This is a genomic window from Bradyrhizobium sp. SZCCHNS3002, assembly GCF_032377435.1.
Taxonomy (GTDB): Bacteria; Pseudomonadota; Alphaproteobacteria; order Rhizobiales; family Xanthobacteraceae; genus Bradyrhizobium.
Window position 1 is genome coordinate 338,017 of sequence record NZ_JAUHHY010000006.1, and the last position, 15,291, is coordinate 353,307.

The following is a 15,291-nucleotide window of genomic DNA, read 5'->3' on the forward strand; positions in this document are numbered from 1 at the left end:
ACGACCGCCGCCGCGCGCTTGGCGCTCACGGCGTGCGCAGGATCTTGTCCATCGCCTTTCCGCGCGCCAGCTCATCGACCAGCTTGTCCAGGTAGCGGATCTCGCGCATCGTCGGCTCCTCGACGTCCTCCACGCGGACGCCGCAGACCACGCCCTTGATCAGGGAGCGCGCCGGATTCATGGCCGGCGCCCGCGTAAAGAAGGTCTCGAAGTCCGTCTGTCGGTCCACCTCGGCGTCGAGCTGTTTCTGATCGTAGCCCGTCAGCCAGCAGATGATCTGATCGACCTCGGCCTTGGTTCGTCCTTTCTTTTCCCCCTTCGCGACGTAGAGCCGGTACACGCTCGCGAAGCTCGTCGTGTAGATGCGGTGTTTCGCCATGAGTGCTCCCTGTCCGTCATTGGTATCATGATGCAGCCCCTTCGTGCACCGGGGAAACCGGAGCGCTAGCCCGGCAGGAACATCGGGAACGACACGCCGAGCGACCACGCCAGGATCAGGCCGAGACCGATGCCCTCTGCCATCGGCGAGCCGGCCCGGCGGCCGACGCAGCCGCCGATCAGTCCGAACACGACGAAGAACAGCACGATCACCGGGACGATGATGAGCAGGAAGAACAGCCGCCTGAAATCGAGCGCGACCGCGCCGCCGAGCGAGGCCAGCAACGCGGTCCGGATCCACACCGTGCGCCACACCGCGGCGTGCCCGCCCTGGTTGGCGATGCTGTCGGCCAGCATGCAGGGCACTGCGCCCACGGCGATCGCCGCGATGATCGGCAGGCGGGCGGCGATCGGCATGAACGAGGCGACGTAGCGGTCGAGCGCGCCACCGAAACCGAAGATGCCATAGGCGGCCAGCACCAGCGCCGCGAGCCGGGCTACGCGGCCGAAGCGAACACCCTGCATGCGCAGCAGCGACAGCGACAGCGCGCCGTATACGAAGAGATGAACGGCGAGGTAGTCGGCGACGAGCACGGGCAGGAAATGCGTGTCGACGAATCGCAGCACGACTGGAGTGACTGCCGCGGGCACGAGCGTGGCGATCGCAAGCTGACGCGGCGGAATCGAAGGCGGCGGCGCATCGCCCTTCGGCAGCAGCGCGGCCAACGGCCAGGCCAACAGTACGATGCCGGCCAGCAGCAGCGCGATCGGGCCGCCGGTCGCCGCCACCGGCCCGCTGCTGGTGCGCCCGAACACGCGATCCAGCCAGTCGCGCGCCTCGCGCAGCGCGGTCGTCGAATACAGCACGCTCACGTGTTCGACTCCGGGCGCGACGACGGCGCGGCGTCCGCCGTTGTCCGCGGGATCGCCCACGGTGTCGCCCTCGCGCGCGGCGGGATCGGCGAGCCGGAGGTTACGCAGCGCGTCCCTGCGCAGGGCCGTCTCCCATTCGCCGGTGATGATCAGCAGATTGCGCGGCGCGCTCGGCGTGACGGCCTCGGAAAACATCGAGATCGCCACCGTTGCCCTGATCCGTGGGTCGGCCAGGGCCTGGCGTACGATGATGTCGGAAGCCATCGAGTGCCCGAGCAGGGCCACCCGGCCGTCATTGCCCGGCAGGGACAGCGCGGCGTCGGTGACGCGGCCGATCTCGCTCATCAGCTTCCTCGTCGTGCCGTCGATGCGGGTGACGTCGCCCGACATCGGCGTCGGATTGCGGCCATGCCCCTCGAAATCGAACGAGACCGCGACATAGCCGGCGCGCGCCAAGGTCAGCGCATAGGCTTCCATGAATTGGCGCGAGCCCGCAAAGCCGTGGGCAATGACGACGACGGGCGACGCAGCCGCTCCGTCGCGCCGATAGACGGTGACGGGAGTGGAGCCCGCCTGCAGCGGGGTGATCGAGATGCCCATGCGCTCGGCTTCGAGGCGCCAGAGTCCGGCGACGCAGAGCGCGAGGCCGGCAAGCGCTGCAGCCAGCAGGGCTGCCCCGCGCAAACCGATGGCGTCCCGTCTGCGCGTCGCAGCGTCCATGATCGGCTCCGTTTGCAGCCGAAACTAGCGCAGGAATGTGCGCCATAACAACGACGGCGCAGGCGAGCGGCGTGGCCGCGATCGAACGAAACGCACGCCGCTTCGTTGACAACGCCGCCGCACCGATATTCGGTGACCCCCGTTTGGCGGCGACAAGGAGGATGCATGAAACCGGAAGTCATCTGCCTGATGGCGTCGAGCGTCGACGGCCGCACGTTGCCGAGCCGCTGGCGTCCGAAGGGATCGGGCGATCTGTTCGAGCAGGTGCATGACCAGCTCGGCGGCGACGCCTGGCTGATCGGCCGCGTCACCGGCCAGGAATTCGCCAAGGGCTCGGCCTATCCCGCCGAGACCACCGAGCGCTTCCCGCGCACCCATTGGATCGCGCGGCGCGGCGCCAAGGCCTACGGCATCGTGCTCGATCCCCATGGCAAGATCTGCTGGGGCCGCTCCGACATCGGCGGCGATCCGATCGTCGTCGTGCTGACCGAGGCCGTGTCCGATGCGCATCTCGCGGGACTGCGCGGCGAAGGCGTGTCCTACGTCTTCGCCGGCCAGTCGAAGCTCGATCTCGAGCTCGTGCTCGACATCGTCGCGCACGAGCTCGGCGTGAAACGGCTGCTGCTCGAAGGCGGCGGCGGCGCCAACGGCGCGTTCCTGCGCGCCGGTCTGGTCGACGAGTTCAACCTCGTTCTGTGTCCGGCGGTGGATGGCGCCAAGGGGGCGCCCAGCGTGTTCGATTCGACGGAAGCCGAGTCCGGCATGCGCGCGCCGATCACGGCGATGACGCTCGAAAGCAGCACGGCGCTGGAGGGCGGCGCGCTGTGGCTGCGCTACAAGATCACCAACGGCTCGGCCATGCCGGCCCAGGCGAGTCATGGCTGAGCGGCCAATGCACATCATCATCGTCGGTGCCGGTGCCGCAGGCCTGATGGCGGCGCGCGAGCTGGCCCGCGCCGGCCAGCGGGTGACGCTGCTGGAAGCGCGTGACCGCTGCGGCGGACGCATCCATCCGCTGCCCGCGAGCAGGTTCGGATATCGCGCGGATGCCGGTGCCGAATTCATCCATGGCGAGGCGCCGGTCACCCACGCGCTGATGGCCGAGGCGGGGCTGGCCTCGACGCCGGTCGATGGCGCGCGCTGGTACGTGACGGACGGCGCGTTCTCGCGCGACGATCCCGCCGATCGGCAGATGCGCCAGTTGCACCGCGTGGCGCGGCAACTCGACGAGGACATGACCGTGACGGCGCTGCTCGACCGGCATTTCGCCGGTGCGGAGTTCGTCGCCCTGCGCAAATCCGTGCTCGGGATGGTGCAGGGCTATGACGCCGCCGATCCTGGCCGTGCCAGCGTGTTCGCGCTGCGCGACGAATGGATGGGCGGCGAGCGCGGCGCTCAGGCGCGCATCGTCGGCGGCTACGCGGCGCTGCTCGATCATCTCCTGGCGGAGTGCCGGGCGCATGGCGTGGCGATGCAGCTCGAGGCGGTGGTGCGCGCGGTGGAGAGCGCCGATGATGGTGTCGTCGTGCGCTGCGCCGACGGCCGCGCGCAGCGCGGCGATCGCGTCATCCTGACCGTGCCGCTGCCGCTGCTGCGAACCATCGCGCTGCCGCCTTCCATGCGTCCGCAATTGGCCGCCGCCGAAACCATCGGCTTCGGCAACGTCATCAAGCTGCTGCTGCGCTTCGAGCGGCGGTGGTGGCGCGAGGCCCGGACCGAGGATCTTTCGGACATGCTGTTCGTGCTGTCCGATGCCGACGTGCCGGTGTGGTGGACGCAGCATCCGAACGATGACGCGGTGCTGACCGGCTGGCTCGCCGGGCCGCCGGCCGCTGCCTTCGCTGCGTGCGACGAGGACGCGCTGATCGAAAGAGGGCTTTCGGCGCTCGCGGACATCTTCTCACGGCCCGTGGGCTCCCTGAAGCGGCAGCTCGTCGCGTCGCATGTCACGGATTGGGCGAAGGATCCGTTCGCGCGCGGCGCCTATTCCTACGCGACGCTGACCTCGCGCGAGGCGCAGGATACGCTTTCGCGCCGGGATGGCGGACGGGGGCTGATCTCCGGCGAGGCGTTGTATCGCGGCCGCGACATGGGAACGGTCGAGGCGGCGCTGGCGAGTGGGCAACGGACGGCGCGGCGCATCCTCGCGATGTGAGCGTGCCGCGTGCATCGTTGCGCCGTCCTGCCGGCGGAGCTAGCATTCGGCCGTCATCATCGATGAGGATCGCCATGCTCGACCACGTCGGCTTCCCCGTTTCCGACTTTGCCCGCGCCAAGGCGTTCTATGCGGCGGCGCTGGCGCCGCTCGGCTACGTCCTGATGATGGAGATCACCGACGCGCAGACCGGCGGCCACGGTGATCACGCCGGCTTCGGCGACGGCCGTCCGGATTTCTGGATCGGCACCGGCGGGACGGCCGCGACCTCGACGCATGTCGCGTTCCACGCCAAGGATCGCGCCACGGTCGATGCGTTCTATCGGGCGGCGATCGCGGCAGGCGGACGCGACAACGGGGCACCCGGGCTGCGGCCGCATTATCACGAGAACTATTACGGCGCGTTCGTGCGCGACGCCGACGGCAACAACATCGAGGCGGTGTGCCATACGCCGGGGTGAGGGCCGCTCACCTCTCGGGATGAGTCACGCCATGATGGGCATGTGCTCGGCCGCAGCGGCGAGGCTCGGCGCGACCACGATCTCGAGCTGCTGGCGCAGCCAGCGGTGCATCGGATCCTCGTGGTGGCGCAGGTGCCAGACCATGTACATCGGCATCGCCGGGCAGGGGACCGGCACCGGCGCGACCGCGAGGCCGCGCAGCATGTAGGCGCGCAGCAGGCTCGGCAGGGTCGCGATCATGCGGCTGCCGCGCAGGAACGGCCCGATGCCGCCGAAGCCGGGAACCTGCGCCGCGAAGCGCCGGACGATGCCGCGCTCGGCGAGGACCTCGTCGATGTCGAGCCGGCGTCGCGGCTCGTACAGCACGGTGGCATGGTCGCTGGCGAGATAGTCTTCCAGGCTTTCCGGCGGCTCGCGCTGGCCCGCATCGTAGAACACGCGATAGCTGTCCTCGAACAGCCGCTTCTGCAGGATGTCGCTGCCCTCGGGCGGGCGCGGCGTGATGATGAGCTGGCAGTGCTCTTCGCGCAGCATTTCCGGCACCGGTGCGCCTGAAGGGATCACCCGCAGGCTGAGGCCCGGCGCCTGCGCGCGGGCGTAGCGGAGCAGGGACGGCAGCAGCAGGTCGCGCTGCAGATCATTGGCCGCGATCGTCACCTGCGCGGAGATCTTCGCCGGTTCGAACGCAGCGGTATGCGAGAAGCTCCGGAGATCGTCGAGCAGCGCGCGGGCGCGCAACGCCAGGAGCTGCGCATGCGCGGTCGGCACGATGCCGCGGCCGGACTTCACGAACAACGGGTCGCCGGTGATCGCGCGCAGCTTGTCGAGCAGATGGCTGACGGCCGACTGCGTGACGCCGAGCCGCTGCGCGGCGCGCGTCACCGAGCCTTCCTCGATGACGGCGAGCAGCAGCTGCAGCAGATGGCCGTCGAGGTCCAAATGATCGAATTGGCTCATGGATCAGATCGGTCGCGCGGCCTTTATCGGCGGTGTCATCAGACGATACTGGCGGGCACGAACGGCGCCGCGTTTGATCCAGATCAAGCGCGGCCGTCCGAAACACGAACAGGGGAGGCTAAGATGTCCGCCACATCAGCCCGGCAGCCCGTGCCCGGCACCACCATCTTCGACGGCGAGCAGGCGCGCAAAGGCTACGCGCTCAACAAGATGTGCTACTCGTTCAACGATGCCGCCAACCGCAAGGCCTTCGTCGCCGACGAGGACGGCTATTGCGCCAAATATGGCCTCAATGCACAGCAGCGCGCGGCGATCAAGAACCGCAACGTGCTGGAGCTGATCGAGGCCGGCGGCAACGCCTACTACCTCGCCAAGTTCGCCGGCATTTTCGGGCTCGACATGCAGGACATCGGCGCGCAGCAGACCGGGCTGACGAAAGAGCAGTTCAAGGCCAAGCTTCTGGCGGCGAGGGGGTAATCGTCATGGCAAAGATCGTCGGTTGCATCACCACCTCCCACGTTCCGGCCATCGGCGGCGCAATCGCCAAGGGTCTGCAGCAGGATCCGTATTGGAAGCCGTTCTTCGACGGCTTCCCGCATGTGCGCGAATGGCTCGCCAAGGTGAAGCCGGATGTCGTCGTGCTCGTCTACAACGACCATGGCCTCAACTTCTTCCTCGACAAGATGCCGACCTTCGCGGTCGGCGCGGCCGACAGCTACAGCAATGCCGACGAGGGCTGGGGCATTCCGCAGACCGCGCCGTTCAAGGGCGACAGCGAATTGTCGTGGCACCTGATCGAGCATCTGGTGAAGGAGGATTTCGACCTCACGACCTGCCAGGAGATGGTGGTCGATCACGCCTTCACCCTGCCGATGGCGCTGTGCTGGCCGGATCAGAAATGGCCGGTGCGGGTGGTGCCGGTCGTCGTCAACACGGTGCAGGCGCCGCTGCCATCGGCTGCACGCTGCTACAAGCTCGGTCAGGCGCTGGCGCGGGCGATCGAATCCTGGCCTGGGGATGAGCGCGTCGTCGTGATGGGCACCGGCGGCCTGTCGCACCAGCTCGACGGCGAGCGGGCCGGCTTCATCAACAAGGATTTCGATGAGAAGTTCATGGCCAGCATGATCGACGATCCCTCGTGGGCGACGAAGTATTCGACCACCGAGCTGGTCGAGCTGTCGGGCACCCAGGGCGTCGAGTTGCTGAACTGGATGGTGGCGCGCGGCACCTTGCCGGAGAAGGTCCGCAAGGAGCATTCCAACTATCACATCCCGATCTCCAACACGGCGACGGGACTGATGGTGCTGGAGCCGGTGTAGCGGCTCTTGCGGGATCCTGGTGCGGACGGTGATGACCGAGAGCCGTTCCGCCAATGACCATCACGCGGTACGGGTCCCGGCGCAAGGCCGGGACGACAGCAGTGTGTTTGGCTCGACTAGGCCGCATCAACGGTGTCGTCCCGGCGAACGCCGGGACCCATACCGCGGATGCTATCGAGGAACGTCGCTATCAGTCGCCTGTCTCATCGCGACCCGATGTTAGCAGTCTTGGCTAAAGGCCGGGACGACAGCAGATGTTTTGGATGAGGGGAGTATGGTTTCTCAACCGACGCTTCCCGCGTGGCTGCCCCTCTCCCCGTGAAGAACGGGGAGAGGGAGCGCACCGTCTGCGCGGCGCGAGCACGGATATCAATTCCGGCTGCTACGCCTCCGCTCCTGGCTGATGTTGATGTCAGCTCGCCGCGCCGTCGTCGTCGCCCTGGATCTCGGCGATGGCGCGGGTGAGGATGTCGCTGACGCGCTTGGCCTCGTCCTCGCTCCAGCCGGGGCGGTGCATCTTGAGCGCCATCTTCAGCGTCTGCACGCTCTGCAGCACCTGCTCCGGCGGACGCATGCCGCCCATGGTGCGGGCCATGATGCGCAGCCGGCTGAGCAGACCTTCGATCGCCGCCTCGTCGTCCTTCAGCGCCTGGCGTCCGGCGTCGGTGATCGCGAACAGCTTCTTGCCACCCTCGCTTGAGGCGGCTTCGATCTGGCCCATGTCCTCGAGCAGATTGAGGATCGGATAGACCGAGCCCGGGCTCGGCGAATAGGCGCCGCCGACCAGCTGCTCGACCGCCTTGATCAGCTCGTAGCCATGGCGCGGCTTCTCGCCGATCAGCCACAGCAGCAGGCTGCGCAGGTCGCCCGGGCCGAAGAAGCGCCCGCCGCCACGTCCGAATTCCTCGCGCCCGCCACGGCGACCGTCCCGTTCGAACAGGCCGGGACCGCGATGGCGGCCGAATCCGGGGCCGCGCCCGCTGAGCCGGATGTCCTCGCAGGTCTCGCCGAAGCCATGCCGCTCATGCCGTCCGCGTTGCGCCCAACCGCGCTCTTCGTCGTCGCGGCGAGAAGGTCCGAATTTCCAATGATGATGTCTCATACGATATGATCTCCCGTTCGTACAAACGATATATCGTTTACGTATATCGTTTGTCAATGCCGGGCTGCTCGATTGTCGGGTCTTCGTCTAAGCTTCTGATATTTCGTTGTTTTGTAAGCCGTTTAAGGAGCGGCTGTCGCCCCGGCAGCCTGGGCCGGCGTCTCGTGCGCCGTACCCCGATGGGCGATCAGCGCATAGGCGACGGGGACCACGAACAGCGTGAACAGGGTGCCGATGGCGAGCCCAGTGGCGATCACCAGCCCCATGTTGAAGCGCGACACCGCGCCGGCGCCGCTCGCGGCGATCAGCGGGATCACGCCGAGCACCATTGCCGCCGTGGTCATCAGGATCGGGCGCAGGCGGACGGTGGCCGCGTCGATGATCGCCTCGGTGCGGCCCTTGCCGTGTTCGCGCAGCTCGTTGGCGACCTCCACCATCAGGATGCCGTGCTTGCTGACGAGGCCCATCAAGGTGACGAGGCCGACCTGGGTGTAGATGTTGATGCTGGCGCCGCCGATGCCGAGGCTGATGAAGATCAGCGCGCCCGCCAGCGACATCGGTACCGACACCAGGATGATGACCGGATCGACGAAGCTGTTGAACAGCGCGGCGAGCGCCAGGAAGATGATGATCAGCGCGAACACGAAGGTCGTGACGAAACCGCCGGACTCCTGCTCGAGCTGCCGCGACGCGCCGCCATAGTCGATCGAGTAGCCCGATGGCAGCGACGTCGCGATCTCCTTCAGGGTGGCGAGCGCGTCACCCATCGCGATGCCCGGCATCGCCACGCCGGAGATGGTCGCCGCGTTGATCTGCTGGAAGTGGTTGAGCGACTCGGGGATCGTCTTGCGCTCGAGCCGGGCCACCGTCGACAGCGGCACCATGGCGTTGCCGCTGGTGCGGATCGAATAGTCGAGCAGCTGCGTGTCGGTCAGGCGGTCGTTCTGCCGGACCTGCGGGATCACCTTGTAGGAGCGGCCCTCCAGGCTGAAATAGTCGAGATAGTTGCCGCCGAGCATGGTCGCGAGCGCGCCGCCGAGATCGCTCATCTTGAGGCCGAGATCGGCGGCCTTGTCGCGGTCGAACACCACGGTGGTCTGCGGCTTGTCGATCTTCAGGTCGCTGTCGAGGAAGATGAATCTGCCGCTCGCCAGCGCCTTGGTCATGAAATCGCGCGACACGTCGTTGAGCTCGTTGAAGGACCCCGTGGTGCCGATCACGAACTGGACCGGCAGGCCGTTGCTGCCCGGCAATGGCGAGGGCTGGAAAGCGACGGAACGGGCGCCGGCGATGCTGTTCAAGAGCTGCTGGAATTCCGGCTGCAGGGTCTTGGTCGTCGCCTTGCGCTGATCCCACGGCTTCAGCACCCAGCCGCCGATCGCCTGCGTCGGGGTGTCGATCTGGAATACGGTGCGTGTCTCCGGCCGCTGCGCGATCAGGCCGTAAAGCTGCTGGCCGTAGAACTGGCGCTGCTCGAGCGTGGCCGAGGGCGCGGAATTCGTCAACGACAACACGATGCCCTGATCCTCGTCCGGCGCGAGCTCGCTGGTGGAGCTGACATAGAGCCAGGGGATCATCGCGAGCAGCAGCAGCGCGAACACCACCACCACCGGCTTGGTCGCGAACACACTTTCCAGCCCGCGGCGGTAGCCGTGGGCGAGACGTTCGAGCACGCGGTCGATGGTGCGGACCAGCCGAGCCTCCAGCGTCGTGGCATCGCGCTCGGTCCGGCGCAGCAGCCAGGCGCAATTCATCGGCGACAAGGTCAGAGCGATCACCGCGGAGACGGTGACGGCGCCGGCGAGGGTGAAGGCGAATTCGGTGAACAGCGCGCCGGTGAGGCCGCCCTGGAAGCCGACGGGAACATAGACCGCGATCAGCACCACGGTCATCGCGATGATCGGGCTCGCCAGCGCCCGCGCCGACTGGATCGCCGCCTCGACCGGCGGCACGCCCTCGTCGATCAGGCGGTGCACGCTCTCGACCACGATGATCGCGTCGTCGACGACGAGGCCGATCGCGAGCACCAGGGCCAGCAGGGTCAGCAGGTTGATGGAGAAGCCCATCAGCAGCATCAGGCCGAAGGTGCCGATCAACGACAGCGGAATGGCGATCACCGGGATCAGCACCGAACGCCATGAGCCTAAGAACATGAAAACCACGACGATCACGATCCCGATGGCCTCCACCAGCGTGTGGATCACCTCGTCGATCGACGAGTTCACGAAGTCGGTGGAGTCGTAGAGGATCTCGCTGGTGATGCCGTTCGGCAATTGCCGCTGCAGCTCCGGATAGACAGCCTTCACGCCGTTGATGACGTCGAGCAGGTTCGCGGTCGGCGCCACCTGGACGCCGATATAGACCGCGGTCTTGCCGTTGAAACGCGTCGCGCTGTCGTAGTCGTCATTGCCGAGCGTGACATTGGCGACGTCGCGCAGGCGGATGATGGCGCCATTGACCTGCTTGACGACGAGGTTGCGGTATTGCTCCAGCGAATGCAGGTTGGTCGCGGCGGCGAGGTCGACCTGCACGAGGCGGCCCTTGGTGGTGCCGAGCCCGGAGATGTAGTCGTTGCCCGACAGCGCCGTCGACACGTCGGTCGCCGTCAGGCCATAGGCCGCGAGCTTGTCGGGATCGAGCCAGGCGCGCAGCGCGAACTTCTTGGCGCCGAGCAATTCGGCGGTCTGCACGCCGGAGACCGCCTGCAGCTTCGGCTGAACCACGCGCGTCAGATAGTCGGTGATCTGGTTCGGCGCCAGCACGTCGCTGGCGAAGCCGATATACATCGCGTCGATGGTCTGTCCGACCTTCAGGGTCAGGGTCGGCTGCTGCGTGCCGGTCGGCAACTGGTTCAGCACCGAGTTCACCTTGGCGTTGATCTCGGTCATCGCCTTGCCGGAATCGTAGTTGAGCCGCAGGTTCACCGTGATGGTGCTGCTGCCGGTGACGCTGGTCGACGTCATGTAGTCGATGCCGTTGGCCTGGGCGATCGCATTCTCCAGCGGCGTGGTGATGAAGCCGGCGATGATATCGCTATCGGCGCCGGCATAGGCCGTGCTGACCGTGACGATGGCGTTCTGCGTGCGCGGATATTGCAGGATGGCGAGCGTCGTCATCGAACGCAGGCCGAGCACGAGGATCAGCGCGCTGACCACGAGCGCCAGCACCGGCCGACGGATGAAGATGTCTGTGAAGCGCATGGGCGGGCTCTGAAGGTCGGAGGCTTTTCGCGAATTACTGATCGACGACGTCAGGCGCGGCCTCGGCGACCGGGACGTGCGAGTTGTCGATTCTCACCGGGCTGCCGTTGCGCAGCTTGATCTGGCCCGCGATCACCACCGTCTCGCCCGGCTTGATGCCGTCGGTGATCGCGATCCGGTCGCCCTTGGCCGGCTTGCTCTTGACGAAGGTCTGCCGCGCTCTGCCCTGGCCGTCCTTGAGATCGTCGACGACATAGACGAGGTCGCCATAGGGATTGCTGACGACAGCCGTCAGCGGCAGGGTGACGAGCTGCTCGGGCTGTCCGGTCGCGATCTCGACCTTGGCGAACATGCCCGGCAGCAGCCGCGCCGCCGCGTTGTGCAGCGTGGCGCGGACCTGGACGTTGCGGCTGGTGGAATCGACCTTGGCGTTGATGGCCGAGATCTGGCCGGCGAAACGCTCGGCAGGGAAGGCATCGACCACGATGGTGATGTCCTGGCCGATGCGGATGTCGGCGAGCGATTGTTGCGGCAGATAGAAGTCGACGAAGATGGGATCGAGGCTCTGCAAGGTCACGATGGTGGTGCCCGCGCTGAGAAATTGTCCGAGATCGACGGCGCGGATGCCGAGGCGGCCGGCGAACGGCGCCTTCAGGGTCTTCTGCTCGACGACCGCCTTCTGCTGCGCGACCAGGGCCTGCGCGTTCTTCAGGTTGGCGCGGTCGCTGTCGAGCGTCGCCTGGCTGACGGCGTTGAACTTGATCTGCTCCTCGTCGCGCTTGACGACGATGGCGTTGTTCTCGGCGGTCGCCTGCAGCGATTGCAGCTTGGCGACGTCGTCGGTGGCGACCAGTTGCAGCAGGGACTGGCCGGATTCGACGGCATCACCCGAATTGAACTGGATGCTCTGTACGATGCCCGAGACCTGCAGTGACAGATCGGCGCCGTTAACGGCGCGCAGCGAGCCGACTGCGGTGAGATTGGAGCGCCACGGCGCGGTCGCCGCGACCGTGGTCGAGATCGTCTGCGGCGGGTTCGCCATGGCGCCGATCGCCTTGGCGATCATGATGCCCTTGAAGGTCTGGAAGCCGTACAGGCCGCCGAACAGAGCGGCCATGGCGGCCAGCACGATGACCATGCGCTTCTTCATTACATTGCTTCCTGGGTCGTACGATTGGGACCGGCGAAATAGCCGGGATTGGCGCGCGGCAGCGCCGCCGGTGTCTCGTCCTGCCGATTCCACCAGCCGCCGCCGAGCGCCTGGAACAGCGCCGCGGTGTCGGTGAAGCGCGTGGCCTGCGACTTGATGCGGGAGACCCGGGCGTTGAGATAGGATTGCTGCGCGGTGATGACGTTGGCGTAGGGAACGGCGCCGGTCTTGAACTGCTCGACCGACATTGCAAGGCTGTCGGCCGTGGCCTTCTCGGCGGCGGCCTGCGCCTTCAGCGCCTCGGCGTCGTACTGGATGGCGCGCAGCGAATCCGCGACGTTCTGGAACGCCGTGATGACCGTGCTCTTGTAGAGCGACAGGTCCTGCTCGAAGGTGGCGACGTCGGCCTCCTTGGTGTGGTACAGCGTGCCGCCGTCGATCAGCTTCTGGCTGACGCTCGAGGCGGCATCCCATACCAGCGTCGTCGGCGAGAACAGCCGCTCCGGCCCGCTCGCGCCGTAGCTGCCGGACAGCGTCACCTGCGGCAGCAGGTTGGCGATCCCGACGCCGACGGTCGCAGTCGCCTGGTGCAGGGTCGCCTCGGCCTGCCGGATGTCGGGACGCTGCCGGACGAGCGACGAGGGCAGGGAGACCGGCAGCTTGCGCGGCAGCTTCAGCTCCGCGAGCGTCACGTGCTCGCCGCGGTCCTGGCTCGGCAGCCGGCCGAGATAGGCCATCAGTTGATTGCGCTGTTGCGCCAGTTGCTTCTGCAGTGGTGCCAACGTCGCCTTGGCCTGCGCCAGCGTTGCCTCCTGCGCCAGCACGTCGGATTTGGAGATCGCGCCGACGTCGAACTGGCGCTGGATGCGGCCGAGCTGATCGGTCTCGGCCCTGATGATCTCCTCGGTCGCCGCGATCTGGTCGCGCAGCGAGGCGTCGGTGATCGCGGCGGTCACCACATTGGCGGTCAGCGCGAGATACGTCGCCTCCATCTTGAACCCCTGGTAGTCGGCCTGGGCCTGCAGCGCCTCGACCTGGCGCCGCGTACCGCCCCATAGGTCGAGCGCGTAGCTGACGCTGACGGAGCTACCGTAGAGCGTGTAGAGCGACGTCTGGCCAGGCCATTGTCCCTGCTGCGTGCTGGAGGCCTGCGTACGCTCGGCCGACCCGCTCGCGCTCAGCTGCGGAAACAGCGCGCCCTGCTGCGACAGCGCGTTCTCGCGCGCAGCACGCAGCGCCAATTGTGCGGCCTCGATGTCCGGGTGGTTGCGAATCGCCTCCTCGACGAAGGCGTTCATCTGCCGGGAATGAAACAGCGCCCACCAAGTGCCGGGCAGATCGCCTCCGGGCGCGAAGCTCTGCACATTGCCGCCCGGTGTCGAGGCGTTGGCGGTCGCGGCGAGCCGACGTTCGGCCACATAACCGGTTGCGGCCGGCGCGTCGGGAGACATGAAGTCCGGACCGACGGCGCAGGACGCGAGCAGCATGCTCCAGCCGAGCAGGCCGAGCCGCAAGGGCAATGCGCTGCGTCTTGGGACTGGTCCCGAACAGCCGTGAAACAATTGGACATCATCAGACATGAAACTAAACCGTTTCGTTTTCTGCTGGTGACGATGCGTGGCAGTACCGATCTGGTCAAGTCACGTTGATGACAGGACGGGCTTGCTCACACCTTGACGTCTCGCGCACGGTCCGTGCGGCGTCGGTGCCCGCCTGCGCCGGACGCGCATGACAGTTCTGAGACGAACGCCGAGAACGCCGCTGCCCGTCCCGTACCAGGCCGCGGCGACGAACCGGGCCGCGCAGATCGCGCAGAAGGTCGTAATTGGAAGCCGGCCCGCAGGGCGGGCCGGCTCCATGCGATGATCGCAATCGTCAGGACGGCATCGAGGATGCCACGGCGGTCTTCGCCGGCACGTCGCGCGCGCGGCTCGGGCGCCGCAGCCGGCGCTGCGTCCAGATCAACACGCCGGTGACCAGCAGCGCGAACAACGCGACCGAGATCAGAATGTTGGCCGCGCTTCCGATCAGAGACCAGTTGCCTTCGTGCAGCAGGCGCGGCCAGTTGCGCGGCAATGCGGAGAGCCCGTCGGACGTGACCGCATAGGCCCTGAGCTCATCGTCCTCGATGATCCTCGCCATCATCCGCCCGCCGCGATTGCCGATCGAGTTCACCGACGACAGGTCGTGGTCCCTGGAGACGATGCTGACGGCCTCAGGCAGCGAGATGCGCTTGGCCGCTGCGGGCGGCGCGCTGCCTGCGAAGGTGAGGCCGAGCTCGAGGCAGAGTCCGGTGAGCGGGCTGAGCAAAATCAGCGGCAGCGTGAACCAGGCCGTGCCCTTGTGCCAGCCGGACAGCGTGTTGCGTAGCCGCGGCAGTCCCATCAGGATGCCGATGATCATGATGCCGACCATGGCGACGGTCGAGATCAGGGTGAGGCCGGGGATTCCGATCAGATGCTCGTGGGTCCTGCGCGCCCACGAGAAGACGCTGGCCATCGCCGGCCTCTCGACCGCGGCGCCGGTCGTCATGTCGACCTCGGTGCCTGGCGCCCCCTGCAAGGTCAGGTGCTGCATGGAGGCGTCGATTGACAGGCCGCGTGCCTTGCCGTCGGGATCGTACTGCTTGATCAGCGCGACCACGCGCGCCGGATCGACGCTGTGCGGCTTGACGGCGGCGACCTGTGCCATCGGCTCGAAGGAGAGGATCATCCCGGTCACGATGATGACAAGCAATGGCAGCGCGAAGACGAGGCTGATCCAACGGTGAAGTTTGAGCAGAAGCTGCTTGTTCATGATCGTCTCCGATTGATCGTCTCGCGCACGGTGTCATGCGGGACCGGTGGTCCTCAGGCGCTTGCTCCGTGAACGTTTCTGATCGTTCTTGCTGGACGACGCGGGGATATCGACACGTCGTCCGCTGCGCTTCATTAGCTGAGCACAGCAGCGAGACGAAAGAAGACAACTATTAATTTT

General features: G+C 66.8%; 13 protein-coding genes. 5 read left to right on the forward strand and 8 right to left on the reverse strand.

Annotated elements, in window-relative coordinates:
* Positions 1 to 25: 25 nt before the first annotated feature.
* The gene (locus QW845_RS15645; protein WP_315802451.1) at positions 26 to 379 is read right to left on the reverse strand and encodes a DUF2200 domain-containing protein; all 354 of its coding nucleotides are present in this window, start codon (positions 377 to 379) and stop codon (positions 26 to 28) included.
* Between the two features lie 65 nt (positions 380 to 444).
* Entirely contained in the window at positions 445 to 1,971 is a 1,527-nt protein-coding gene (locus QW845_RS15650) for an alpha/beta hydrolase (RefSeq protein ID WP_315802452.1), read from the reverse strand.
* 165 nt (positions 1,972 to 2,136) lie between these two features.
* Here QW845_RS15650 and QW845_RS15655 point away from each other — a divergent pair, with 165 nt between their 5' ends.
* From QW845_RS15655 to QW845_RS15665, 3 genes are all read left to right on the forward strand, one after another.
* On the forward strand, positions 2,137 to 2,856 hold the full coding sequence (locus QW845_RS15655; RefSeq protein WP_315802453.1) for a RibD family protein: 720 nt from the start codon (positions 2,137 to 2,139) through the stop codon (positions 2,854 to 2,856).
* Positions 2,849 to 4,126, forward strand: a complete 1,278-nt coding sequence (locus QW845_RS15660) for an NAD(P)/FAD-dependent oxidoreductase (RefSeq protein ID WP_315802454.1) — start codon at positions 2,849 to 2,851, stop codon at positions 4,124 to 4,126. Before QW845_RS15655 ends, QW845_RS15660 begins: the two co-directional genes overlap by 8 nt.
* A 74-nt stretch (positions 4,127 to 4,200) precedes the next feature.
* The gene (locus QW845_RS15665) at positions 4,201 to 4,587 is read left to right on the forward strand and encodes a VOC family protein (RefSeq protein ID WP_315802455.1); all 387 of its coding nucleotides are present in this window, start codon (positions 4,201 to 4,203) and stop codon (positions 4,585 to 4,587) included.
* 24 nt (positions 4,588 to 4,611) lie between these two features.
* Here QW845_RS15665 and QW845_RS15670 read toward each other — a convergent pair whose 3' ends face one another.
* Positions 4,612 to 5,544, reverse strand: coding sequence for a LysR family transcriptional regulator (locus tag QW845_RS15670; protein WP_315802456.1), 933 nt, complete (start codon positions 5,542 to 5,544; stop codon positions 4,612 to 4,614).
* A gap of 123 nt (positions 5,545 to 5,667) precedes the next feature.
* On the opposite strand from QW845_RS15670, the gene QW845_RS15675 reads away from it, so the two are divergent.
* On the forward strand, positions 5,668 to 6,021 hold the full coding sequence (locus QW845_RS15675) for a protocatechuate 4,5-dioxygenase subunit alpha (RefSeq protein WP_315782786.1): 354 nt from the start codon (positions 5,668 to 5,670) through the stop codon (positions 6,019 to 6,021).
* A gap of 5 nt (positions 6,022 to 6,026) precedes the next feature.
* A complete protein-coding gene (locus QW845_RS15680) occupies positions 6,027 to 6,863 on the forward strand; it encodes a class III extradiol dioxygenase family protein (RefSeq protein ID WP_315802457.1) in 837 nt (278 codons plus the stop codon).
* A gap of 412 nt (positions 6,864 to 7,275) precedes the next feature.
* Here QW845_RS15680 and QW845_RS15685 read toward each other — a convergent pair whose 3' ends face one another.
* The 5 genes from QW845_RS15685 to QW845_RS15705 form a co-directional block, all read right to left on the reverse strand.
* Positions 7,276 to 7,965: a PadR family transcriptional regulator gene (locus QW845_RS15685; RefSeq protein WP_315802458.1), complete on the reverse strand. Its 690-nt coding sequence runs from the start codon at positions 7,963 to 7,965 to the stop codon at positions 7,276 to 7,278.
* A 122-nt stretch (positions 7,966 to 8,087) separates the two neighbouring features.
* Positions 8,088 to 11,165 carry an efflux RND transporter permease subunit gene (locus QW845_RS15690; RefSeq protein WP_315802459.1) on the reverse strand — a complete coding sequence of 1,026 codons (3,078 nt, stop codon included), beginning with the start codon at positions 11,163 to 11,165 and terminating at the stop codon, positions 8,088 to 8,090.
* Between the two features lie 34 nt (positions 11,166 to 11,199).
* Positions 11,200 to 12,315 (reverse strand): efflux RND transporter periplasmic adaptor subunit, encoded by a 1,116-nt coding sequence (locus QW845_RS15695; RefSeq protein ID WP_315802460.1) that lies wholly within the window; start codon positions 12,313 to 12,315, stop codon positions 11,200 to 11,202.
* Positions 12,315 to 13,895 carry an efflux transporter outer membrane subunit gene (locus QW845_RS15700; RefSeq protein WP_315802461.1) on the reverse strand — a complete coding sequence of 527 codons (1,581 nt, stop codon included), beginning with the start codon at positions 13,893 to 13,895 and terminating at the stop codon, positions 12,315 to 12,317. Before QW845_RS15700 ends, QW845_RS15695 begins: the two co-directional genes overlap by 1 nt.
* A gap of 295 nt (positions 13,896 to 14,190) precedes the next feature.
* On the reverse strand, positions 14,191 to 15,111 hold the full coding sequence (locus tag QW845_RS15705; protein WP_315802462.1) for a PepSY-associated TM helix domain-containing protein: 921 nt from the start codon (positions 15,109 to 15,111) through the stop codon (positions 14,191 to 14,193).
* Positions 15,112 to 15,291 lie beyond the last annotated feature (180 nt).

Coding starts and splice junctions, on each gene's coding strand:
- QW845_RS15680 (WP_315802457.1), top strand. CDS start 6,027: ATGGCAAAGATCGTCGGTTGCATCACCACCTCCCACGTTCCGGCCATC.
- QW845_RS15665 (WP_315802455.1), top strand. CDS start 4,201: ATGCTCGACCACGTCGGCTTCCCCGTTTCCGACTTTGCCCGCGCCAAG.
- QW845_RS15660 (WP_315802454.1), top strand. CDS start 2,849: ATGGCTGAGCGGCCAATGCACATCATCATCGTCGGTGCCGGTGCCGCA.
- QW845_RS15655 (WP_315802453.1), top strand. CDS start 2,137: ATGAAACCGGAAGTCATCTGCCTGATGGCGTCGAGCGTCGACGGCCGC.
- QW845_RS15705 (WP_315802462.1), bottom strand. CDS start 15,111: ATGAACAAGCAGCTTCTGCTCAAACTTCACCGTTGGATCAGCCTCGTC.
- QW845_RS15695 (WP_315802460.1), bottom strand. CDS start 12,315: ATGAAGAAGCGCATGGTCATCGTGCTGGCCGCCATGGCCGCTCTGTTC.
- QW845_RS15670 (WP_315802456.1), bottom strand. CDS start 5,544: ATGAGCCAATTCGATCATTTGGACCTCGACGGCCATCTGCTGCAGCTG.
- QW845_RS15645 (WP_315802451.1), bottom strand. CDS start 379: ATGGCGAAACACCGCATCTACACGACGAGCTTCGCGAGCGTGTACCGG.
- QW845_RS15700 (WP_315802461.1), bottom strand. CDS start 13,895: ATGTCTGATGATGTCCAATTGTTTCACGGCTGTTCGGGACCAGTCCCA.
- QW845_RS15690 (WP_315802459.1), bottom strand. CDS start 11,165: ATGCGCTTCACAGACATCTTCATCCGTCGGCCGGTGCTGGCGCTCGTG.
- QW845_RS15685 (WP_315802458.1), bottom strand. CDS start 7,965: ATGAGACATCATCATTGGAAATTCGGACCTTCTCGCCGCGACGACGAA.
- QW845_RS15650 (WP_315802452.1), bottom strand. CDS start 1,971: ATGGACGCTGCGACGCGCAGACGGGACGCCATCGGTTTGCGCGGGGCA.
- QW845_RS15675 (WP_315782786.1), top strand. CDS start 5,668: ATGTCCGCCACATCAGCCCGGCAGCCCGTGCCCGGCACCACCATCTTC.